At 39.9% G+C, this 22685-nt stretch carries 20 protein-coding genes; 15 read left to right on the forward strand and 5 right to left on the reverse strand.

Annotation, left to right across the window (positions count from 1 at the left end; translation table 11 throughout):
- Positions 1 to 846: 846 nt before the first annotated feature.
- The 3 genes from can to HPE56_RS09255 all read right to left on the reverse strand — a co-directional run bounded on the left by can (position 847) and on the right by HPE56_RS09255 (position 3491).
- Positions 847 to 1488, reverse strand: coding sequence for a carbonate dehydratase (gene can, locus HPE56_RS09245; RefSeq protein WP_188243495.1), 642 nt, complete (start codon positions 1486 to 1488; stop codon positions 847 to 849).
- 18 nt (positions 1489 to 1506) lie between these two features.
- Positions 1507 to 3066: a SulP family inorganic anion transporter gene (locus tag HPE56_RS09250; protein ID WP_188243496.1), complete on the reverse strand. Its 1560-nt coding sequence runs from the start codon at positions 3064 to 3066 to the stop codon at positions 1507 to 1509.
- 134 nt (positions 3067 to 3200) lie between these two features.
- Positions 3201 to 3491 (reverse strand): hypothetical protein, encoded by a 291-nt coding sequence (locus tag HPE56_RS09255; protein ID WP_188243497.1) that lies wholly within the window; start codon positions 3489 to 3491, stop codon positions 3201 to 3203.
- A gap of 985 nt (positions 3492 to 4476) precedes the next feature.
- Here HPE56_RS09255 and HPE56_RS09260 point away from each other — a divergent pair.
- The 7 genes from HPE56_RS09260 (at position 4477) to HPE56_RS09290 (ending at position 8856) form a co-directional block, all read left to right on the forward strand.
- The gene (locus HPE56_RS09260) at positions 4477 to 4662 is read left to right on the forward strand and encodes a hypothetical protein (protein ID WP_188243498.1); all 186 of its coding nucleotides are present in this window, start codon (positions 4477 to 4479) and stop codon (positions 4660 to 4662) included.
- 90 nt (positions 4663 to 4752) lie between these two features.
- Entirely contained in the window at positions 4753 to 5262 is a 510-nt protein-coding gene (locus tag HPE56_RS09265) for a DUF6653 family protein (protein WP_188243499.1), read from the forward strand.
- 62 nt (positions 5263 to 5324) lie between these two features.
- A complete protein-coding gene (locus HPE56_RS09270) occupies positions 5325 to 5687 on the forward strand; it encodes a hypothetical protein (RefSeq protein ID WP_188243500.1) in 363 nt (120 codons plus the stop codon).
- Positions 5688 to 5890: 203 nt separating this feature from the next.
- Positions 5891 to 6751, forward strand: a complete 861-nt coding sequence (locus HPE56_RS09275; protein WP_188243501.1) for a helix-turn-helix domain-containing protein — start codon at positions 5891 to 5893, stop codon at positions 6749 to 6751.
- A gap of 93 nt (positions 6752 to 6844) precedes the next feature.
- On the forward strand, positions 6845 to 7702 hold the full coding sequence (locus HPE56_RS09280; protein ID WP_188243502.1) for an SDR family oxidoreductase: 858 nt from the start codon (positions 6845 to 6847) through the stop codon (positions 7700 to 7702).
- 186 nt (positions 7703 to 7888) lie between these two features.
- The gene (locus tag HPE56_RS09285) at positions 7889 to 8452 is read left to right on the forward strand and encodes a hypothetical protein (protein WP_188243503.1); all 564 of its coding nucleotides are present in this window, start codon (positions 7889 to 7891) and stop codon (positions 8450 to 8452) included.
- Between the two features lie 224 nt (positions 8453 to 8676).
- Positions 8677 to 8856, forward strand: a complete 180-nt coding sequence (locus HPE56_RS09290) for a hypothetical protein (RefSeq protein ID WP_188243504.1) — start codon at positions 8677 to 8679, stop codon at positions 8854 to 8856.
- A 269-nt stretch (positions 8857 to 9125) separates the two neighbouring features.
- Here HPE56_RS09290 and HPE56_RS09295 read toward each other — a convergent pair whose 3' ends face one another.
- Together HPE56_RS09295 and nadE are read right to left on the reverse strand one after the other, a co-directional pair.
- The gene (locus tag HPE56_RS09295) at positions 9126 to 9767 is read right to left on the reverse strand and encodes an isoamylase early set domain-containing protein (protein ID WP_188243505.1); all 642 of its coding nucleotides are present in this window, start codon (positions 9765 to 9767) and stop codon (positions 9126 to 9128) included.
- A gap of 2404 nt (positions 9768 to 12171) precedes the next feature.
- Positions 12172 to 14109: an NAD(+) synthase gene (gene nadE, locus HPE56_RS09300; protein ID WP_188243506.1), complete on the reverse strand. Its 1938-nt coding sequence runs from the start codon at positions 14107 to 14109 to the stop codon at positions 12172 to 12174.
- A gap of 230 nt (positions 14110 to 14339) precedes the next feature.
- Between nadE and HPE56_RS09305 the strand changes: the two genes are divergently transcribed.
- From HPE56_RS09305 to HPE56_RS09340, 8 genes are all read left to right on the forward strand, one after another.
- The gene (locus HPE56_RS09305; protein WP_188243507.1) at positions 14340 to 15278 is read left to right on the forward strand and encodes a family 43 glycosylhydrolase; all 939 of its coding nucleotides are present in this window, start codon (positions 14340 to 14342) and stop codon (positions 15276 to 15278) included.
- A 316-nt stretch (positions 15279 to 15594) separates the two neighbouring features.
- Positions 15595 to 16524 carry a hypothetical protein gene (locus tag HPE56_RS09310; protein WP_188243508.1) on the forward strand — a complete coding sequence of 310 codons (930 nt, stop codon included), beginning with the start codon at positions 15595 to 15597 and terminating at the stop codon, positions 16522 to 16524.
- A gap of 200 nt (positions 16525 to 16724) precedes the next feature.
- Positions 16725 to 17654: a ketopantoate reductase family protein gene (locus HPE56_RS09315; RefSeq protein WP_188243509.1), complete on the forward strand. Its 930-nt coding sequence runs from the start codon at positions 16725 to 16727 to the stop codon at positions 17652 to 17654.
- 323 nt (positions 17655 to 17977) lie between these two features.
- On the forward strand, positions 17978 to 18748 hold the full coding sequence (locus tag HPE56_RS09320) for an SDR family NAD(P)-dependent oxidoreductase (protein WP_188243510.1): 771 nt from the start codon (positions 17978 to 17980) through the stop codon (positions 18746 to 18748).
- Positions 18749 to 19204: 456 nt separating this feature from the next.
- Positions 19205 to 19960 carry an HNH endonuclease gene (locus tag HPE56_RS09325; protein ID WP_188243511.1) on the forward strand — a complete coding sequence of 252 codons (756 nt, stop codon included), beginning with the start codon at positions 19205 to 19207 and terminating at the stop codon, positions 19958 to 19960.
- Between the two features lie 410 nt (positions 19961 to 20370).
- On the forward strand, positions 20371 to 21141 hold the full coding sequence (locus HPE56_RS09330) for an HNH endonuclease (RefSeq protein WP_188243512.1): 771 nt from the start codon (positions 20371 to 20373) through the stop codon (positions 21139 to 21141).
- A 205-nt stretch (positions 21142 to 21346) separates the two neighbouring features.
- Complete coding sequence (locus HPE56_RS09335) at positions 21347 to 21859, forward strand: M23 family metallopeptidase (RefSeq protein WP_188243513.1); 513 nt, start codon at positions 21347 to 21349, stop codon at positions 21857 to 21859.
- The gene (locus tag HPE56_RS09340; protein ID WP_188243514.1) at positions 21856 to 22335 is read left to right on the forward strand and encodes a cupin domain-containing protein; all 480 of its coding nucleotides are present in this window, start codon (positions 21856 to 21858) and stop codon (positions 22333 to 22335) included. Before HPE56_RS09335 ends, HPE56_RS09340 begins: the two co-directional genes overlap by 4 nt.
- Positions 22336 to 22685 lie beyond the last annotated feature (350 nt).

The following is a 22685-nucleotide window of genomic DNA, read 5'->3' on the forward strand; positions in this document are numbered from 1 at the left end:
GGGCAGAGCAGATCAATTAAAATCTATTGGAACCAAGGACCTCTCGACTGCGCTCGAGGGGACAGGTTCCAGGTAACCCAAAAACCGCTATAGGTTCCTTATTCAAATACCAATTGTTCGATGCAAGTCCAATCCTTGTCCGTTCAAGGGCAGAGCAGATCAATTAAAATCTATTGAAACCAAGGACCTCTCGACTGCGCTCGAGGGGACAGGTTCCAGGAAACCCAAAAACCGTTATAGGTTCCTTATTCAAATACCAATTGTTCGATTCAAGTCCAATACATGTCCGGTCGAGGGCAGAGGTGATCTATTAAAATCTATTGGAACCAAGGACCTCTCGACTGCGCTCGAGGGGACAGGTTCCAGGTAACCCAAAAACCGCTATAGGTTCCTTATTCAAATACCAATTGTTCGACTCAAGTCCAATACATGTCCGTTTAAGCGCAGTGGGGACCTACTAAAATCAATTTGCATCAAAGACCTCTCGACTGCGCTCGAGGGGACAGGTTCCTTATTCAAATACCAGTTGTTCGATATACCCTATTGGCCTACTATTCAAATCAAGTCCAATGCATGTCCGTTCAAGCGCAGTGAGGACCCACTAAAATCATTTGAAACCAAAGAACTCTCGACTGCGCTCGAGGGGACAGGTTCCAGGTAACCCAAAAACCGCTATAGGTTCCTTATTCAAATACCAGTTGTTCGATATACCCTATTGGCCTACTATTCAAATCAAGTCCAATGCATGTCCGGTCGAGGTCAGAGGAGATCTATTAAAATCTATTGAAACCAAATACCTCTCGACTTCGCTAGAGGGGATAGGTTCCATTTTTGGCCGATATTCCCTTAAACAACCTCAAGCCTATAAAACTGCTCCAATTGGGAGTTACAGCTAAAATTGACATTAAGATCTTTGACAATTCCCGTTCCAACACCATAAACCCATCCATGAAGGGAAAGGTCTTGACTTCTTTCCCATGCATTCTGTACGATTGAGGTTTTCGCCAAATTATATACCTGTTCCATGGTGTTGAATTCGACAAATCGGTCAAAAAGATCAGCATCTTTTTTTATTACCCCCAACGCAACTTGGTGTTGCCTATAAACATCCCTTATATGACGGATCCAATTATCCGCCAAACCATAAGATTTACCCCCCAAGGCAGCCTTTACGCCACCACACCCATAGTGTCCGCAAACAATGATATGTTTGATCCTAAGGACATTGACAGCGTAGTCAAGGACACTTAGCATGTTCATGTCGGAGTGCACCACCATATTGGCAATGTTCCGATGTACAAAAACCTCCCCCGGTTTCCCCCCTATGATCTCATTAGCGGGTACACGACTGTCGGAACATCCGATCCATAATAATGGTGGCTGCTGTCCTTTTTCCAGTTTTTTGAAGAATTCCGGATCACTATCCAATTTGGACCGAACCCATTCCTTATTATTTTCGATTAAACTTTTATAAAAATCTGATTTCATGCTATTTTCTTTTTAATATCAATGCTCCATTTGAAATACTTGATGCCCAAAATATTTTCTAAAACTTTCCGGATTGTCCAAGGTTTCCTTTTCCGCAATCATTTTAATATTGATGTTATTGTTTTTCGCCTTGATTGAAAATTCATCCAAATACTCCAGGATATCATAATCCAACACCTTGGTTTTCCTAAAATCCAATTCTAGATAAGCCCCTTTTTTCAAGGCATCCAACTCCTTAATGATACGTCCCTTGTTGATGAAGGTAACCTCCTCGGCAAAGTTGATATGAAAAAGATTTTTTTTCCCTTGGTACTCTTTTAGCAGTAAATGGTGCGAATTATAGTAGGATTTTAAAAGAACGGTGATCAGTCCTATGGTCAGTCCTATCATTATCCCTTTTAACAGATCAGTGGTCACAATACCAATAACCGTTACGATAAAGGGAATAAACTGGGTCTTTCCCAATTTATACATTTGGACAAAAGACTTGGGATTGGCCAGTTTATAACCGATCAAAAGAAGAACGCTGGCCAAAACAGCTTGAGGTATAAGGTTGAGCAATGTGGGTATCACAATTACACTTAACAAGATCAGGAGTCCGTGCAAAATAGCTGAAAGTTTCGTTATTGCCCCACTCATCACGTTCGCCGAACTACGCACAACCACTTGGGTTATGGGTATACCACCAATCAAACCTGAAACAGTGTTCCCGACCCCCTGTGCAATCAATTCCCTATTTGTAGGGGTCTGTCTCTTCATTGGATCTAGCTTGTCCGAAGCCTCGACACTCAACAAGGTCTCAAGACTGGCAACGATTGCGATGGTAAAAGCAGTAATATACACTGCGCTATTGCTTAAAGCGGAAAAATCAGGTAGGGTAAACTGCCCCATAAAAGAAGACACATCCTTAGGGACGGGTACACTGACCAATTGACTTTCATGAAGGGCAAAAAAACCGGATGTTCCCAAAGTAACATAGACAATGATTCCAAAGACCACAGCGATCAATGGGGCTGGAATGAGCTTGAATATTTTATTCTTTTTGGCGAGGATACCATCCCAAACCACTAATATACCCAACGAAATAAACGTAATCAATATGGCACCCGGCGTTATCTGATCGTGAAGTCCACTTAAATTGATCCTATCGGTGTTCACTTCACCACTAAACCCTATTGCTAAAGGTATCTGTTGTATAAAAATCATGATTCCTATCGCACTCAGCATTCCCTTGATGACTGCTGAAGGGAAATAATAACCAATGACACCCGCACGGAATATACCCAGTAAAATTTGGATGATTCCAGCTAAAATTACGGCAGTAAGGAAAAGCTCATAGCTTCCCAATTCGGTTATGGCGTTAAAAACGATTACCACCAAACCGGCCGCAGGTCCACTCACCCCTATTGACGAACCAGATAGGTAGCCCACCAAGACCCCTCCTACCAAACCGGCGATTAGTCCGGCAAACGGAGGTGCCCCACTGGCCAGGGCTACACCTAAGCATAAAGGCAATGCGACAAAGAAAACAACGAGACTTGCTGGAATGTCTTTTTTCCAGTGTTTAAATAAATTCATGGATTTATAAGTTTAGAATATAAGGTATCGAGACCATCCCGGATCAGTAGCAAACGGGTGGTCGTATTAGTTAAAAAAGCAGCGATGGCCACTTACCTTGACGTTCTGTTTTACGGTAAGGGCGAGGTGAATTATTACCCTATATATTCCGGAGGTGGAGTGGGTTGGGAAATTCGTATTATTTGAATATTCAAATTTAAATTGGTAGCTATAATGCCCCTATTTTCATTTGAGAAATCCTTCAACAAAAGTATTTGCCCATTTGGAAGATTATTAAAATCAAGTTCATCAACATCGGCTTCTGAATCATCTTGATGATCCTGATGATCCAACTCCAATACCATGGCGGTATCCGAAGCATATTTTATCGTAACCCCCTGAACCAGTCCCAACATAAAAATGAGGAACAGAAAGCTTGATAGCATATGTTGCGTCTTAATTTTCAATTTTTTACAACAAATATTAATATTCATTAAATTATTCACATCAAATTTATAATTATATCGAATTTTTTACATAAAAATGGTGTTAAATAGAATGTTAATTATATTATTCCTAAAATCAAGTATGTATTTTGGAGGTACAGGAATATTTTGAATATGTAAAGTCAGAATTCTTTAATTTCGACCTTTAAAAAAGGTTGTACAATGGGGAAACCCGTCGTTATCCTGCCTATTTCAAGGGAATGGGACTACACATGCATCAGGATACGGTAATGGCCCTAAGTGAACAGGGCTAAAACATGGGGTATTACATTGGGATACCTAAGTACCTATATGTTCAAAGGAATGGACAACCCCATGGATATTCACAGAATCAATTCCCGCCTATTTTTTTGAAATAAAAAATAAACACAACAGGCTATCAATAAAGCCATGGCAGCCGAAGCCCCATAAATGGATTTATAATTATCGGAAATGGATTCCATAAACGAGGATAGGAACTGACCTTCGAAAACACCCATGGAAAACAATCCCAGATTTTGATATGTAATACACTCAACTAACATATGGTGTAACAACGGAATGGCAAACCCAAAACCAGTACCGATAAAAACGCCTCTTAACACCAAAAAGGGCAAACTTGACGTAGTTGCCAAAACCAAATAGCCCAACACAAAAAACAAAAACCCAGAGCTACCGTTTTACCTCCTCCCAAAGCCTTTACCATTTTAGGTATTTGGCTGGAGGTAATAATGGAAACTAGAAATGAAATGACCGGCATCGAAACCGTAAGACAATATTCGCTAGAGCACTAGCTATAAAGAAAATCATCGTCAAACCGGCCTTCTTGGTTTACTTTCTTATCTTGTAAAAATATTTCAGTGGATATATCCGTCGATAGTAACCATTTGGTGCTATCGGATAAACGTTTATCCAGATACCATGTTCACCAACCAAAATACTCGAAATGAAAAAATACTTATCCCTGATCATGGGAATTTTAGCTTTGGGAGCCGTAATCTATAGTTTTATCGGTAATGCACCCACAAGCAAAATAATCGGGATGGAAGTAAATATTTGGGTTTACAGATTATTTTGGTGCATTCTTGCCATTGGGTTGTTAAGTGGGTATTGGAAAATGAAAAACAAATAATCTTTTTCAAAATAGTTTCACAAGGTCCTAAAGTGATGACATCCATCAATACGCCGATCATCATGGTTTAATTATCTTCTTTAAAAAAGCATGACCCTAGAAAAACAAATCGCAAAAACGTTCAATTTAGAAGGAGATAATTGGGCAAAACATGCCAATCCTTGGTCTATTTGGACAAGGTTTGCGACTTTGCCCTTTTTAATTTTAGCCATTTGGTCTAGGATTTGGATCGGTTGGTTTTGTTTACTCCCTATTCTACTTCTTATTATTTGGCTAAAAATTAATCCGACCCTGTTTAAAAAACCCAAGAATTTCGATAATTGGGGTTCAAAATCGGTATTGGGAGAAAAATATTGGAGCGAACGAAAAAAAATATCCGTTCCCAGGCACCATTATCTTCCCATTCGCATCCTTACACTATTGCAGACTATTGGGGGTGTAATATTGATCATTGGTCTCTGGAAACTCAGAATCGATTTAACAGCTATCGGCACAATCTTAATCTATATGGCCAAGATGTGGTTTCTAGATCGCATGGTCTGGATCTTTGAGGACATGAAAAATGAGCGCGCATCTTCACATAAAAACAATCCTGAATAACTACTAAACCGAAAAGAAGGCGTATAATAGCTTACACGATCATTGCTGAGATATTACGAACCATGGAACAAACCCCATCTAAAACTACTAGTGACCCTGCACTTAACGAACATTACACACTTTATGTCTTGTTGAAGGACAAAACCGTATTCGAATCCGAATTACGGCAAAACGGAATCCTATGGCGATCCGACTTTGATAATCAACCCAACATCGATGATGGAATCCGATATTATCTAAGTGAAATCGATATGCAAAAGATTGACCAGATCATTATCGAAAACGGAATTGAAGCGCAAAAAGACACTCCATTGGCGAATGATTTCAAAGACAAGAAGAAAGTAATGAAAATGTACCTTGTCGTTGCTATGGCGGTAGTGGTCCTTTTACTTCTTATGGTACTCGTTGAATATCTATCGCATTAACCCCCATACACTGTAGGACCTTAAAGAAAATACCCCCACTTTCTAGGTTACCAATACTATCGATTATCGGGCTATTTCAACAATTTGCACGCCCGAGTTTGCTTACTACCCCTTTTTATAGGAAATTTGGCCACCAAAGAAGGTTTTAGCCAATTGTTATTCGACATCGGCTATTCAAAAACAAACCCGTTTGCACAACATTTATGGAGAAAGAAATAATTTCCGAATATGAATTTGAAAGCAAACAGTCCAATTTAGGCTTGGAGATAATCCCCTTAAAAAAGGTCATTGATTTCTCCAATCAGAATGGATATGATCCGCATCGCCTGAATTTTTATCAACTTATTGTTATCACAAAGGGCCGTGGGATCCACGAAGTGGATTTTGAAACCATTGCCTATGCCGAGAATACGGTTATACCGGTGGCCATGGGACAAGTACAACGTTTTACAAACAACCCCCAGCTAGAAGGTTATGCGGTGCTTTTTACCCCCGATTTCCTGATCAAGGAAGAGCAGGACTATCATTACCTTTACGATTATACTATTTTCAACCACGCCATTAACCCTCAAAGCCATATCGCAAACAAGGAAGTACTGACGCTCTTGCAGGAAATGATTACCGAACAACAAAAGGGGCTGCTTTTTGACTCCGGTGAATACCAACGCAATCTGCTTAAAAATTTTCTGATCCAAATAGAACGCAACAAACGGGAACGGGTTGAAATAGTGTGTAACGATTCGCTCAACCTATACATGAGGTTTCGAAAAACACTGGAAGAAAACATCAACTATAAAATACGGGTTGCCGATATTTGCCAAAAGCTGAATGTAACCCCCAAACAAATAAACAAGGCCCTAAAGTTATACACGAACACTACCGCAAAACAATATATCGAGGACCGGGTGATATTGGAGATCAAACGCTTATTGGTCTATTCCACGCTCACCATAAAAGAAATTGCCTATGAAATTGGTTTTGACGACCCTACGAATTTCACCAAATACTTCAAGGCAAGGGTAAACACGTTACCCACCGATTACCAAAAACAGCATCCTTTATAAATTTACCATAGGGCGGCAGTTTTTTACCTTTTCGCCCCCTACCTTCCACTGTACTTTTGTTCTGTAAAATTTAAACATTAAAAAATTACAGTTATGAAAATTGCAATAACAGGGGCTACAGGCCAATTAGGAAGCATTGTTGTAGAACAACTGAAAAATAGGGTGTCTGCGGATCGTATAGTAGCATTGGCCCGCAATACGGAAAAAGCATCGGCCCTAGGGGTTGAAGTCCGTAAATTTGACTACAGTCAACCGGAAATCCTTACCGAGGCCCTACAAGGGATCGATCGCCTACTCCTCATTTCAGGCAGTGAAATCGGTAAACGTGCAGAACAGCATATCAATGTTATAAACGCAGCAAAGGAAGCCGGGGTTACATGGATCGTTTATACCAGTCTCTTACATTTGGAAACCTCAAGCCTCAACTTGGCAGGGGAACATTTAGCCACGGAAAAAGCACTGAAGGAATCGGGTGTCGATTATACCCTTCTTCGCAACGGATGGTATTCCGAGAACTACACTGCATCAATTCCCGGAGCAATGGGCGGAGGTGCCTTTTTAGGTAGTGCCGGGGATGGGAAAATAGCATCGGCCCCACGTGCGGACTATGCAGAGGCCGCAGCCCTTGTAATTACCGATGAACGCAATAAAGGAAAAACCTTTGAACTGGCTGGGGACACCTATTATACCTTGACCGACTTGGCGGCGATAATTTCCGAACAAAGTGGAAAAACCATTCCCTACAACAACATTCCGGAAGAGGAGTATGCCCATATCCTTAAGAACATTGGCCTACCTGAAGGTTTGGCCTTAGGTTTGGCCAGTTGGGACGTTAGCGCCTCAAAGGATGACCTATTTGATGATTCCCATGAATTATCCAAAATTTTAGGGAGACCGACAACACCAATCGTTGAATCCGTAAAAATGGCCTTAGACTTGGCATCGGTCTAAAATCCGGTCTTATAAACAAAAAGGGGCAGTCGATATTCGGCTGCCCCTTTTTTATTGCCCAAATCATATACCCCTAAATTGTCCTTCAATAAACAATCCTTTTTTATTACCTCCATACAATTTTAAAAAGCGGTATAATTATTGATAAAATTCCTACAAGATTTCAATATCAAAAAAAGGAACCAAATGAAAATAATTTTGCTGACCCTAACGCTTTGTGGACTTTCTTTTACCACAATGGCCCAAAACGCAAGTGTAGAACAATCTACTTACGGAATCCAGACTGGATTTCTGGGAATTTGGGGACATCAAGAGACAAAATTATCCAATCTAGTCGCACTGCGGACAGAACTTGGTTTCGATACAGGCATTTGGGGCGGTAGTTACTATGATAAAACCGGGTTTCTATTAACTCCGGTAATCACCCTAGAACCACGGTGGTATTACAATCTAAACAAAAGAGTGGGAAAGTCCAGACGTATTGACGGGAACAGCGGAAATTTCGTTTCCCTAAAAACAAGTTACCATCCAGATTGGTTTGTCATTTCCAATACCGATAACATCAGTGTTATAAGTGATATCTCTATAATTCCAACTTGGGGTATACGAAGAAACGTTGGTGAACACTTTACATATGAAGTCGGTATCGGAATCGGGTATAGATATATTTTTGCCAAACAGGCCGGATATTTAGAAAACGAAAGCGAAACAACTGCCAATCTGCATGTACGGTTAGGATACAGGTTTTAATTTAAAACGGTGTACAACTTCAATTAAGACCCCATCATTCATACTGAATATTAAGTCCCTCAAATTTGGTTACCTCCGAATATTATCAGAAATTTATGGGAGGTAATGAGATGATGTGCAATACCTAAATCCCCAAATTAGGCGTATTGCATAAAACGGTTTAAAATCTACGAAGAGGTTCGAATTACCAAATTCTTTTGAAACTGAAAATATATTGTATACCCATGGAAAATAAGAATCTACTTTTCCTATCCGTTGGACTTGGTATCTGTTCTGCCACCCTTTTGATTGAACGATTCGTCTTTACCATTCCCGATTGGGCGGCCATTGCGCTACTCTTATTGGCTAGTATAGCCTTGATCATCCATATTTTCACTTATAAAAGAAACCACCATAAACATTGATGGTTTTGTACGGAATCGAAAATATTCCGCCCATCTTGAAATAGTATTTAACGGCCCTAGCAGTCACACTACTGAAGGAGACCAACCTTAAAATATATTCCGGTCCCAATTTCGACAAGTTCGTTGAAGTCAACACCTCCATACGGTTCGTAAAGCGTATCGAAATGTTTTCCTGCCTACTTTCTTTTTAGTAGCAAATCAATGGCATAAACCAAACAAAAAGCCCCAAGAATGGTCTTGGGGCTTTTCGTTGTTTTCAAATCAGGGGATTATTTTCCCCCGTCCAATTTATCCTGCAATTTTTTTAATTCCGCCCATTTTCCTTGATCGGCCAATTTAGCCTGTTTTGGCCATGAACCTGGTTTATGCATGGTATAACGGGGTCCGGCTTCCTTTAAGATTCCTTCAAGCTTTGCAGCCGAGGTCGCACTTAACTTTTTAAAAGTACCGATACCTTTTTCCGTTAAAATAGAGGCTATCTTCGGACCTATCCCCTCTATTTTTTTCAGATCATCCTTTTTGGCCTTCTTTACGGGTTTTTTCACGGTTTTCTTGACCGTCTTTTTTACCGCTTTTTTTACGACCTTCTTTTTCTCTCCCACGGTGGTTAAATCGACCACCCCATTGTCTATTCCTTCATAGGGCGAGGGTACATAAGCATCCGCTGCGTGGTCATTGAACCATCCTTTGTCTTCACTCAAATAACGATACTCATAGCGTTTACCGTTCTTTAGTTTTATACGCTTTACATAAGTATCCCCTTCTTTTTCCATTTGGCATGAACTATCATTGGTCTGCCAATCGTTAAAGTCACCCAAAAGTAGAATGGGGGCCGTACTTGGAGCCTCATGCTCCGCAATCGTAAATGTTACCTCAGTTTGTGAGCCTTTTGTTTGTTTTGTTAATGCCATCTTTATAGTGTTTAATAGTACTATAAAAGTACCATAGAAATTCCTCCTATTCAAAAGATTAACGTAACAAATTGTATATTTAATTTTAGGGTATCCTAATTCACGTTCCTTTTGGGATGTAACACTGAAAAAATTCAATTAAAATACCACATGATCCCGCTTATCATCCTTACCGTACCCCCCAAAAAACCATACATTGCCCTACTTCGCGATATAGGTATCCATCACCATGATTTTTTCTTTCAATGCCTTGAACTTTTTGGTCTTCAATACCGGTAAGATCGATTCCCGAATATCATATCCGTAGCTTTAATACACAAAGGATGATTCTCCTTTTACAATTAACCTGTCATTCCGATTGAAGAACGAAGAGGAATCACACTAGCATAGGAGTATGGGATTTCCCGTCGCTCGTTCCTCCCTCCGTCGAAATGACAAGGTCCCAGGTGCTATGGATGCCTTCCTAAAACCAAAGTGGAAACCCTTTGATTTGCCACGAAAATAAAAATAGGCCGTAAAACCCTTTAGTAAACATAAAAACAGGTCTTCCATAGTTTTTAATAAAGAATGAAGCCCTCTTTATGTTAGCCTGTCATTCCGAATGAGGCACGAAGAGGAATCACACTAGCTTAGGAGTATGGGATTTCCCGTCGCTCGTTCCTCCCTCCGTCGAAATGACAAGGTCCCAGGTGCTATAGACGCCTTCCTAAAACCAAAGTGATAAAGCGAAGATGTTATGCCGTTTTATTAATGGGACAATCGCAAAAGTTTTGTATGAATTATACTAGAATTGCATGGAAATTAATCAATTTATTCGGCTTTTTGTTTCAATACTTTTTTCCATTGATGAAAAAAGTATCCAAAAAAATCTAGGCTGATTTTCCTTTTCTTGAAATCTACGGAATTTCCACTGCCACAGCGCCCAGGCCGCTTTCATTAGCGTGAAATGCTCTATGGACGCCTTCCTATTGCCTATGTGTAAATTCCTCGATTTACTGCGAAAACTAAAATAGGCCAAAAAACTTATCGATAAACTTCCCAAACCAAATGAAGACATTGATTTACAACGAACTGTCCGAAACTTGAGATGGTATATTTCGGAATCGGCCTCCTTCTGTAGTGCAGGCGATAGGGCCGTAAAGAATTATTGAAGCCTTGGAAATAATTTAGGCCCTATCGGCGGTCACAAAATTCCTTCTATTTTGTGGGCACCTAATGAAGGAGTGTCGTTTCTTTTGTTTCGTTTTCTTTAGACAAGTAAAGAAAATGAAAGAAGAAAGCATTCATGAACCTCCTTCGTCGGTTTAATTGGACAAGTAAAGAAATCGAAGATTCACGAAAATCGATAAAAAAACAATAATAACCACTTGAGTAAAATGAAAGAAGAAAGCATTCATGAACCTCCTTCGTCGGTTTAATTGGACAAGTAAAGAAATCGAAGATTCACGAAAATCGATAAAAAAACAATAATAACCACTTGAGTAAAATGAAAGAACATTGAAAATAGATTCGAATTATGGTTCCTGTCTAAGAAGGTTCTTTCCCATACCGATGACAGATGGATTAATTTACTCATTGCTTTAATTTCAGCTTCTTTTCTTTTTTGCATCGCCCAAAAAAGATTAGGGCCGAAAAACTAAGGTAGAATATACCTTGGTTTAGAGGAGCCAGCCGTAGCCTGGCCACTTTGTTGAGACCCATATTGAGAAAAGCACGTAAATCCACTGCCACAGCGCCCAGGCCGCTTTCACTAGCGTGAAATGCTCTATGGACGCCTTCCTATTGCCAATGTGTAAATTCCTCGATTTACTACGAAAATAAAAATAGGCCGTAAAACTTATCGATAAACTTCTCGAACCATATAGAAACATTGATCTACAAGGCTCACATTCTTTTAAAAATCAGCCTGTCATTCCGAATGAGGAACGAAGAGGAATCACACTAGCATCGGAGTATGGGATTTCCCGTCGCTCGTTCCTCCCTCCGTCGAAATGACAAGGTCCCAGGTGCTATGGATGCCTTCCTAAAACCAAAGTGGAAACCCTTTGATTTGCCACGAAAATAAAAATAGGCCGTAAAACCCTTTAGTAAACATAAAAACAGGTCTTCCATAGTTTTTAATAAAGAATGAAGCCCTCTTTATGTTAGCCTGTCATTCCGAATGAGGCACGAAGAGGAATCGCACTAGCTTAGGAGTATGGGATTTCTCGTCGCTCATTCCTCCCTCTGTCGAAATGACAAAATACGCCGTAAGATTACAAATCATGTTTAATTGTAGGACAAAATCATTACTGAAAACGGAATCGTGGCGAGTAAAGAAACACCATTGATTCCCGACTTTAGCAATCAGTGGAAAATAATGAAAACCTACCTTCCCGCAAACCCCAAAAAACCAGACATTGCCCTACTTCGTCATATAGGTATCCATCGTCATGATTTTTTCTTTCAATGCCTTGAACTTTTTGGTCTTCAATACCGGTAAGATCGATTCCCGAATATCATATCCGTAGCTCGATTTACTGGTAAGAATGATCGGCGGACTCTGCACCCTTTTAAAAACGTTTTTTTGAATGGTATCATAGAACCATTCCAGATCCCTCAAAAACTCCTTCGGGTCATCAATATGCCATCGCAACATCATGTCTAACCCAATACCCAGTTTTTCATGCAGGTTCCCCTCGACATACCAGGTCATGATATCCTCAATACTCTTTTTTCTAAAATTGGTTATCCCTTCCAATAATTTACAATGGTATCCGAATTTCATCGGATCTACCTGGTTGCTTTTCAATTCGGCGGTCGGTTGTATCTGCGCTTCCCCAAATCGCCATAAGGCATCGGGCAATAACAGTTCGGGAATGATTTCCTTTCCGAATACCTCATCGTTGATGTAGTGGCACATATCGGCAACTTCGGTTTTGGTCAAATCCCCAATGGGTGTAATCGCACCTCCCCAATCGCCGTACAGCGTGGCATACCCAAGGGCGATCTCCACCTTATTGCCATTGTTCGTAAAGAAGTACCTGTATTTGGCGGACAGGTTGGAAAGTATGGAAGCCCCACGTATTTTCGCCTGTACGTTCTCCAGATTGAATTCACTCAACGGTTTCCCGTCCAACTGTAAAATATGGGTGTTTGACTTTACCATGTCTTCAATCGGAAGTATCAAGTATTCAATTCCCAAATTTTCAGCCAGTGCCTTTGCCGCCCCTTTGGTCTTATCGCTATTGTATTGGGAGGGCATATTCACACCAACGACCTTTTCCTTCCCGAAGGCCAACACCAAGAGGGTCGCCACCAAGGAACTGTCGATACCGCCGCTTAATCCGATGACAAAATGGGGGTCATCGCCCAACATGTTCCTCGAATTTTTCAATCCGTTGAAAATGGCGAGGAATTTTTCCCTAATGGTATTACCCATAGGCCTTTTTTTAGGTAAAAAGGAAGCCTTTTCATCAATGACCATTAAATCCTCTTCCCAACCTTTTTCGGATAAGATACACGGGTCGCCCTCTTCATTATAGACCGTGGACCCCCCGTCGAAGGTAATCACGTTCTTCCCGTTGTTCTGTACCCCGACACAGTTTACATAATAGTACTTTACAAAGGATCCCGATTGTTCCCTTAAATACTTTACACGCCGGTCCCTCGCATTGTTTTTCATAAAGGTCCATGGAGATGCCGATAGGTTTACAATGCTTTCCGCCCCGGCTTCAATGAGTATTTTGGTGATGTTTATGGGTTCTCCGTCGGCCCTATAGTCATGGCACCAAAGATCTTCGCACAACTCCATTCCAATAGGGATTCTTTGGTCGCCTTTCGAAATCAAAAACGGGGACAATAGTTCACTCAGGTCTTTTCCATAGTCAATGGCGACATCGAATAAGGAGAAAAAATAGCGTTCATCATCGAAAAACCGATAATTGGGCAATAGGGTCTTGGGTTGCACCCCCATGGGCAGTATACCGTTCTCCTGAACACGATCGGCATAGGTGCCGTTTTGCATCACATATACGGCATTGTATTTTCTACTACGCCCATCCTTGTTGGGATGATGGCCCTCGGTGGACCCATTTACATAAATATTGCCATAGGCTATGGCGATGTCATTGCTGGCCGCCAGAAGTTCCTCGTTATAACTCATAAGCTCTTCGCAATACGCATCCTCAAGGAATTTATCGCCCAATAAATAACCGCCCACACACATTTCGGGAAAGCAGATCAAATCAACGGATTGCTCCTTCGCTTTCTGGATCATGCGTAGCATGTTGTCTACATTCAATCGGGGTCTCCCGGGAACCACATCCATTTGTCCCAAGGCTATTGTAAGTGTATCGGTCATTCTTGTGTCGGATTAAGAAAACGTATTTCAGTTTACAAAAGTAAGGAATCGATACACACCGAAAGGCTATGGGCAAATACCCTACCCAACCCGTTATCGTTTTTTTTAAAAGTTAATCGCTATCGATGCGGTCACCTCATTTATTTATAAGAAATTTATGGTAGCATACTGGTGTGGTCGGCACCTGGACAATAGCCCTCCGCGCTGCACCAAAAAAAACTAAAGACACCATGAAATATGGCATTTCCACTATTCTTTTCCTGATACTGATACATAGTTGCTTCGCCCAAAATCCTTTTATTACCCATATGTATACCGCCGACCCTTCTGCAAGGGTCTTTAACGACACCCTATACGTGTACCCCTCACATGATGAGGATACGGCTACTGGGTTTTCGATGAAGGACTGGCATGTATTTTCGACTACCGATATGGAAAACTGGACGGACCATGGGGTAGCTTTTTCCCTAAATGATATCAGCTGGGCCGAAAAAAAGGCCTGGGCTCCGGATTGTATCCAAAGAAACGGCAAATACTATTTTTATTACCCTGTCGAAAAAAGTATGATCGGCGTTGCCGTAAGCGATAAACCCACCGGTTATTTTAAAGATCCGCTCAATGCTTCATTGATCAACATAAACACAAAAGGTGTGGTCTGTAACCGCGATTTTATAGATCCGGCCGTTTTTATCGACACTGATGGCCAAGCTTACCTCTACATGGGCCAATTGGTCGTAAATGCGATAAAACTCAACGAGGATATGATCTCTTATGATGGGGATGTTCATTTGCTTGAGGGAACCGATGACTTTTTCGAAGCCATTTGGATGCATAAATACAACGGCACGTATTATCTCTCTTATGTTGGGGCAAGTGGGGAAATAAAGTACTGTATGAGTAATGACCCTTTGGGACCCTTTGAATATAAAGGTGTAATACTTCCCAAAATGAACAGCGGCACCAACCACCACTCGATTGTTGAATATAAGGGGCAATGGTATATGTTCTACCATAATTCCGATCTATACTATAGCAACCACCCCGATGTACCTGAAAAATTCGGTTGGGGCCATGATGGAAGTCCACATCCTTATCGCCGTTCTATATGTTTCGATAAGTTATATTACAATGAGGATGGAACCATTATACCCGTAATACCGACGAAATAATCAAACGGATGACCATATAGTACTGTGTATATGTAATGACGGGGGAATGGTGTACTTTGATTCTTTTTTTAAGACTTTGAAATCCCGACAAACAACCTTTTTGCACATAGCATTTTCCTAACAACTATCGATACGGTATAAGGCAGTGTTTTTTCAAAATTCAATCAAAATTAACCTCTCAACCCCTTATCGTTTTTTTCTCCAGGTTATCCAGGCTGAATTACCTATCGTAATATTTTGTAGGAATCTTACAATAAAATACAATAAGGACAACGGAATTTATGTTAGTATATTCTAACCAATACTTTATACCCGTATGACCGAAATATCGAACGCCATTTCCGATTTGGTATATAAAAAATACGACAAGATCAGAATCGCACAGGAACTTTTAAAAAGAGGATATTCGACCAAGGAGATCAAGAGTGCTTTGGATAAAAGTAAAATAGGAAAAACGAACATCAATGCGATAATTGGAATCCTGTTGATAGTAGTCGGACTCTTGGCTAATTTGTATACCAAATCAACGTATTTCAACAATCACTTTCGATTTGATTTTTTCTCACAGGCAGACTTTATGCTCTTTAATGAAAGAATATTGAAACCGACCATTACCCTATCCATGATTTTTTTGGGTATTAACCTTATCCTGAATAGAGCTAACGTCCATAAGATTGTCAAGGTCTTTTTGTTTATCCTCCTGGGGATATTCACCGTTACCATCACCGCTTACTATTCTTCCCTCGCCTTTGTCTTTAGTTTAATATCCTTGATGTTGGTATTTCTTATTGAATTACCCCAAAGAACCAAAAATCCTGAAATAGCGATAATATTCCCTTATTTAAAAAAGGTCTGGAAAGGCAGTGCTGGTTACATTTTTCTGCTATTGGGTACCGTTTTAGTGCATTCGGCAGACATACAGTTCAACTATGTGAGTACAGGCGAAAGAACCTCAAAAGCCGTATTGGGAATCCTAGATTATATCTTGATTTATTCCACGCCGATTTTAGGGTTGGTAGGTCTGGCGACAAGTTTATTGGTGAGCATTGACTTTTCGAAATTCAAAATTGCGTTCTACGCTTTAGCCACCATTGCAGCACTAGTCCTAATCGTCTGCCTATTGCATTCCGTCTTTCAGAATTTGATTTATGGATGTTCTATTCTGTTGATTACTTCCGTTTTTATGTATCTCAAAAACAAGAAATCACCAATTAAAAAAAATACTGTAATTGAGCCTCAACCTTAAAACCGATATTACAATAATCCTAACCCAGATCACCTTTTAGGACAATAGGCATTCATCCCGAAATATATCCGCCCCAACTTGCCTGCCTCTTATTATTGTCAGAAATTTACAATTCGAAGCATATGTCGGGTATCAGCATCAATGATACCCCCTGCTTTATATACGAAAAAGAGTCTCTATACCACGAAAAAAGTAACAGGATGAAAATTGCAATAATCGGAACAGGAGGAGTAGGCGGATATTTTGGTGCTAAATTGGCCCAAGCAGGATTTGACGTAACCTTTTTGGCACGGGGGGAACATTTAAAAGCGATACAAAAAAACGGATTACATGTAAAAAGTATTCTTGGGGACTTCCATACCGATCATTTAACCGCAACCGACAGTATCCCTAAAATCGGAAAATCCGATTTGATCATCCTTTGTGTTAAGGCATGGCAGATCAAGGAAATCAGTACTGATTTAAAAAGTCTAATCCACGATGACAGTATGGTTTTACCCTTACAAAATGGAATCTTGGCCTCAGAGGAATTAAAAGAAGCGATCGACGAAAAACATATCCTTGGTGGGTTATGCCGAATAATCTCCAAAATAGAAGCCCCCGGAACCATCAACCATTTTGGGGTAGATCCCATTATCGTATTTGGAGAACTTATTGATACCGATGCCAAACGATCACAAGAATTAAAAGCCCTTTTTGCCAAGGCGGGTATACGTTCGGAAATATCCAAGGATATTGCCTCCGATCTATGGGGAAAATTCTTGGCAATTTGTGTCAGTGGCCTGTTAGCCGTCACAAAAACAACGTATGGCGAAATAATGGAGATCAAGGAGACAAGACAGATGATGTCCGACTTACTGACGGAGATCTATGTGTTATCCCAAAAAGTCGGGGTACATCTTAAATCGGACATTGTGGACAAAACAATGGCTTTCATTGATTCCTTCCCGTATGAGACCACGTCATCATTAACCCGTGATGTTTGGCAAGGCCGCCCCTCTGAAATTGAATATCAAAACGGGACGGTCGTAAAATTCGGGGAAAAATATGGCGTTGATACCCCCATAAATAAGTTTGTCTATAACTGCATTTTACCCATGGAAATCAAAGCCAGGAAACCAAGGTCATAAGTCGGGCCATTAACGGAAAACACCAAAAAGAGTGGGATTACCGTACCCTTCCCTGGTCCAAAGTAGGGCTGCCACAAAATGCATTAATTATAAAAACGACTATTTACGTTAGCCTCCCTACAAACCCTAGTTTCGGGGGGGCACGGATTTTCTTTTCGGTTTGTATTTGCTAAATTAGATGCTTAAAATACGTAACACCCCCCTATACTAAGACGTTGGTCAATGGTATGACCCGTCCAGGAATATAAGGACAAAAGTTTGTCGTCTATAACGACAAGTAGTGATAGCACTACGACAATCCATGCTAAAACGATAGTAACAACATGAAAAACAATACGAAATTAACCGGAAAAAACGTTCTCATAACCGCTGGTGCCCAAGGAATTGGCGAATCGATCACCAGACACTTCATTGATAACGGTGCCAATGTGGCTATCCACTATTTTTCCAGTGCCGATACCGCGAACCAATTGGTAGCATACGCCATTGGCAAAGGACAAAAAGCGGTTGCCATTGGTGGTGATTTAACCCAAGAAGCCGATGCGAATGCCGTGGTCGAAAAAACCGTAGCGGCGTTTGGTGGATTGGACATCCTGATCAACAACGCAGGTTCCCTGGTTGCGCGTAAAATGCTGAGTGAAATGGAGGCTGGGTTCTGGCAGAAGGTCATGGACATCAACCTCACCTCCATGATGTTTGTAACACGGGCCGCAGCGCCTTATCTAGCCAAACATGATGACAGTAGTATTGTAAATCTGGCATCACTCGCCGGGCGTAAAGGCGGTCACCCAGGGTCTTTGGCCTATTCCACCAGCAAAGGCGCCATTTTAACGTTCACACGGGCACTTGCTTCAGAATTAGGTCCCCAAGGCACAAGGGTCAATGCCGTTGCCCCTGGATTGATCCTAGGCACTTCATTCCACAATACCCATACGACCAAGGAATCAGCAGCTGCTACAATAGCGGGCATTCCCATCCAACGGGCAGGTAACGCGGCTGACGTAGCCCGAGCGGTTGTTTATCTAGCCTCCGAATACGATGGCTTTATCACCGGTGCTACCCTCGACATCAATGGCGGTGTCTTTAATATGTAGTGTGCCCTTAAAAAATTTGGCCTTATTGATCAAAACCTATGCGAACACTACCACCAACACCGGAAAAAGTAGGATTGATCCGTGCTACCTGAAATTGACACCACAAAAACCGCCTTTTATGGCGGTTTTGTTTTTTAGATACTTTTTGAGGTTATAGGCTAATGACCCTAATACGAATAAAATTAACACCCCCTTTACGGATATCTGTAAGGCTTTGTAAAATATTGTTTCGATATTTATTAGATGAAAATTAATTTGGATATAAATGAATATAGAAGGGCTCCCTAAGACTATAAAAAAACAGGGTTGCCGGTTATCGGTTATATTTTAGGTTTATCTATTTGGGCTTGTTTACTTCATTTAATTGTAGGAAATTTATAGTGCTACTTTTATTTAGGGTTACAGCTATGATGCTTCAAAGATTTCCTCTTAAATCCAAATCATGACAAGAAAAGTATGACAAAAAACAATTGGACAAGGGAAGAAACTATCGTCGCTTTTAATGTGTATTGTAAAATACCCTTTAAAAGTAGTAGTAAGACAAACCCAACCGTTATAAAATATGCAAATATAATTGGAAGGTCACCTTCTGCATTAAATATGAAGATTGGCAATTTTGGAAGACTTGACCCAGAGTTAAAAAAACAAGGAATTAAGGGTTTGGCTAATGGAAGTAAACTTGAAGAAGAAGTTTGGAATGATTTTAATGGAAATTGGGAGGAATTAGCTTTCGAAAGTGAAGTATTGATAGCTAAATTTCAAAACAACGAAATTGAAACAGGAAGCTTTGAAACATTTCCTGAAGGAAAAGACAAAGAATCCACAATAAAAGCAAGAGTAAATCAGAATTTTTTTAGAAGTACTATATTATCAACTTATAATTCAAAGTGTTGTATTACAGGATTATCAATTCCAGATTTTTTGGTTGCAAGTCATATAAAACCTTGGTCAAAAGACAGAGAGAATAGAACAAACCCTCATAACGGATTATGTTTAAATTCAATTCACGACAAAGCGTTTGACAAAGGTTTTATTACAGTTACACCAGACTTCAAAATTAAAGTTTCAGATTATTTTGATGATTATTTAAAAGAAAAATCCGTTAACGAATTTTTTATAAAATATGACAATCAAAATATTATCAAACCAGAAAGATTTGTTCCCTCACAAGATTTTTTAGAATATCATTATCAGAATATCTTCATCAAATGAATACTTTACAAACAATAAACACTGAATATTTAAGAGCCTCAAGAACAATAGAAACTGTTCTTGTATCAAAAGTTGATTCAAACAAAATCTTCTTTGTTTATAATTATGAAGGAAACTCGTTTAGAGTATTTAAAAGTCACTTGGATTTATTGCATTTTTTTCAGGATAAAACTGAAAGTGATTTTCATTTTTGTACCGATGATGAACTAGACCAGTTTTTATCAACAATTAAAATTACAGGATAAAATTTTATACTCCATTTACATTATTAGGCGACACACAATTATTTCTAAGTGATAAAAACATAGGGCAATTAGAAGGCTTTAGAATAATAGACAGTTCTAACTAGGAGGAGCTTGCAATATAATTTACCATTGTAAAAATAAAATCATAAAACAAAAAGGTGGTTAATGAAAGAAGGTCAAAAACTTTGGACTAGAGACGAACTAATTTTAGCAATAAATCTTTATTGCAAACTCCCATTTGGTAGATTACACAGGACTAATCCACAAGTAGTTCATTTAGCAAAACTAATAGGCCGAACACCAAGTTCAATAGCATATAAATTAGTGAATTTTGCTAGCCTAGATCCAAGTTTACAAGCACGAGGAATAAAAGGTGCTTCCAATACAAGTAAATTGGATAAGGCTATTTGGAATGAATTTTATAATAATTGGGAAGAATTGCCTTATGAGAGTGAGGAGGTTTTATCCAAATTAGAGAACAAGTCAATTGAAAAACTCAACAATATTGATTTAGATGATCTCCCTAAAGGAAAAACAAGAGAACAAGTAATTAAAGTGAGGGTAAATCAAGCTTTTTTTCGTAGCTCAATTTTAGCATCCTACAATAACACCTGCTGTATTACTGGATTAAACCAAAGCGAACTATTAATCGCTGGACATATAAAACCTTGGAGTACCGATAAGAAAAATAGATTGAATCCTAGAAACGGAATTGCTATCAACGCCCTACACGATAAGGCATTTGAACGTGGTTTAATTACTATAACACCCAATTACAAAATCAAAGTTTCAACTACTTTATTGAAACAAAAAAAAACCGATTCTCTAGAGAAATACTTTTTCCAATATAATAATAAAGATATTTTTTTGCCATCAAAATTTTTACCTGACATAGAATTTTTGAAATTTCATAATGAAAATAGATTTCTACGTTAAGAAATGAAAAAAACACCCTACAACCATCTCTTTTTTATTACTGGATAATCGTAAAAAAACACCCTCCACGTAAGCCAATTATATGGTGCTAAAACTGAAAATAAGTACCTTTACCATACGATGTAACGGATTGATCAGCATATGTTCTACAACGCCAAACACCATCTATGTACACCATTCACAATAATCAAAAACCGAGGCGCTATTGAGGAAAAGAAAAAAGGTTCTACTTACTATACTGACCCTCTTGATCATCGGTTTTTTGATTCCACAGCATTTAAAAATGCCGGTAAAGGGAGCTACAAAATCCGATTATAACCCAAAAACGTTTTGGTTCTATCCTTGGGGAAAATCGGTTACCCACAAAGGGGTTGATATTTTTGCTACCTCAGGAACAGCAATCAACGCGGCCACTTCAGGTCTGGTGTTGTATGCCGGGGAAATACGTATGGGCGGAAAATTCGTTTTGGTCCTTGGTCCCAAATGGAGACTGCATTACTATGCGCATTTAAACAAACTAAAAACCTCATCATTCTCCTTCGTGACCAAAAATTCAATCCTCGGAACCGTCGGAACCAGTGGCAATGCCGCCGGAAAATCACCCCATTTACACTATTCCATTGTAACCATGGTGCCGTACGTTTGGAGAATGGATTCGGACAAACAAGGCTGGAAAAAAATGTTTTATTTAAACCCTATTGAATATTTGGAATTATGACCCCATCTAAAAGAGAAGACGTATCCGAAAGTGAAAAAACCTATCTTAAAACCTTAATCGAAGAACATATAACCCTTAACACCATTCACTTTGGCAAAAAGCCCAGAGGGGTCATACGATACGATAAAAGACCCAAGATGTACGGGGGCGATGGCACCGTATACCTCCTACAGATGTTCGAGGAAAAAGAAGAGCTGGTCCATAACCGGATCGGGGCCTATATGATCTTACCGACTTCCAAGGATTCCGTTGGTCTCCATACGCACGGTTCCCGAAAAGAGCAAGAGCTGTATGTTATTATAGCAGGCAAAGGCCAATACCTTGAAAAAGATTCTTGGGAAAGCCCTGAAAAAACATACAACGTAGAACGAGGCAACATTACCAGTATGAGAGGCAGTGGGTTTCACGGCATCAAAAATATCGGGGATTCCCCCCTGATCATTTTTGTGATTACCACCTACGAAAGTAGGGCCTAGCACCAATCTCGCAAATGCAGCTCAAATCCTTGAAATTAGAAAAAGAAAGCATAGGACGAATATACTTTTTAAAATCAGCCTGTCATTCCGAATGAGGTACGAAGAGGAATCGCACTAGCATAGGAGTCTGGGATTTCCCGTCGTTCGTTCCTCCCTCCGTCGAAATGACAAGGTCTTATGTGCTATGGATACCTTCTTAAAACCAGTATGGAAATACCTTGATTTGCTACGAAAACTAAAATAGGCCAGAAAACTTATCGATAAACTTCTCGAACCATATGAAAACATTGATTTACAACGAACTGTCCGAAACTTGAGATGGTATATTTCGGGGTCGGCCTCCTTCTGTA

Source organism: Maribacter aquimaris, assembly GCF_014596745.1.
GTDB lineage: Bacteria > Bacteroidota > Bacteroidia > Flavobacteriales > Flavobacteriaceae > Maribacter_A > Maribacter_A aquimaris.

Excerpts from the sequence above, each read along its gene's own strand:
- HPE56_RS09305 (WP_188243507.1), top strand. The coding sequence starts at position 14,340 with ATGAAATATGGCATTTCCACTATTCTTTTCCTGATACTGATACATAGT.
- HPE56_RS09295 (WP_188243505.1), bottom strand. The coding sequence starts at position 9,767 with ATGGCATTAACAAAACAAACAAAAGGCTCACAAACTGAGGTAACATTT.
- HPE56_RS09265 (WP_188243499.1), top strand. The coding sequence starts at position 4,753 with ATGACCCTAGAAAAACAAATCGCAAAAACGTTCAATTTAGAAGGAGAT.
- HPE56_RS09270 (WP_188243500.1), top strand. The coding sequence starts at position 5,325 with ATGGAACAAACCCCATCTAAAACTACTAGTGACCCTGCACTTAACGAA.
- HPE56_RS09260 (WP_188243498.1), top strand. The coding sequence starts at position 4,477 with ATGAAAAAATACTTATCCCTGATCATGGGAATTTTAGCTTTGGGAGCC.
- HPE56_RS09290 (WP_188243504.1), top strand. The coding sequence starts at position 8,677 with ATGGAAAATAAGAATCTACTTTTCCTATCCGTTGGACTTGGTATCTGT.
- HPE56_RS09275 (WP_188243501.1), top strand. The coding sequence starts at position 5,891 with ATGGAGAAAGAAATAATTTCCGAATATGAATTTGAAAGCAAACAGTCC.
- HPE56_RS09255 (WP_188243497.1), bottom strand. The coding sequence starts at position 3,491 with ATGCTATCAAGCTTTCTGTTCCTCATTTTTATGTTGGGACTGGTTCAG.
- HPE56_RS09325 (WP_188243511.1), top strand. The coding sequence starts at position 19,205 with ATGACAAAAAACAATTGGACAAGGGAAGAAACTATCGTCGCTTTTAAT.
- HPE56_RS09320 (WP_188243510.1), top strand. The coding sequence starts at position 17,978 with ATGAAAAACAATACGAAATTAACCGGAAAAAACGTTCTCATAACCGCT.
- HPE56_RS09330 (WP_188243512.1), top strand. The coding sequence starts at position 20,371 with ATGAAAGAAGGTCAAAAACTTTGGACTAGAGACGAACTAATTTTAGCA.
- nadE (WP_188243506.1), bottom strand. The coding sequence starts at position 14,109 with ATGACCGATACACTTACAATAGCCTTGGGACAAATGGATGTGGTTCCC.
- HPE56_RS09250 (WP_188243496.1), bottom strand. The coding sequence starts at position 3,066 with ATGAATTTATTTAAACACTGGAAAAAAGACATTCCAGCAAGTCTCGTT.
- HPE56_RS09310 (WP_188243508.1), top strand. The coding sequence starts at position 15,595 with ATGACCGAAATATCGAACGCCATTTCCGATTTGGTATATAAAAAATAC.
- HPE56_RS09340 (WP_188243514.1), top strand. The coding sequence starts at position 21,856 with ATGACCCCATCTAAAAGAGAAGACGTATCCGAAAGTGAAAAAACCTAT.
- HPE56_RS09280 (WP_188243502.1), top strand. The coding sequence starts at position 6,845 with ATGAAAATTGCAATAACAGGGGCTACAGGCCAATTAGGAAGCATTGTT.
- HPE56_RS09285 (WP_188243503.1), top strand. The coding sequence starts at position 7,889 with ATGAAAATAATTTTGCTGACCCTAACGCTTTGTGGACTTTCTTTTACC.
- HPE56_RS09315 (WP_188243509.1), top strand. The coding sequence starts at position 16,725 with ATGAAAATTGCAATAATCGGAACAGGAGGAGTAGGCGGATATTTTGGT.
- can (WP_188243495.1), bottom strand. The coding sequence starts at position 1,488 with ATGAAATCAGATTTTTATAAAAGTTTAATCGAAAATAATAAGGAATGG.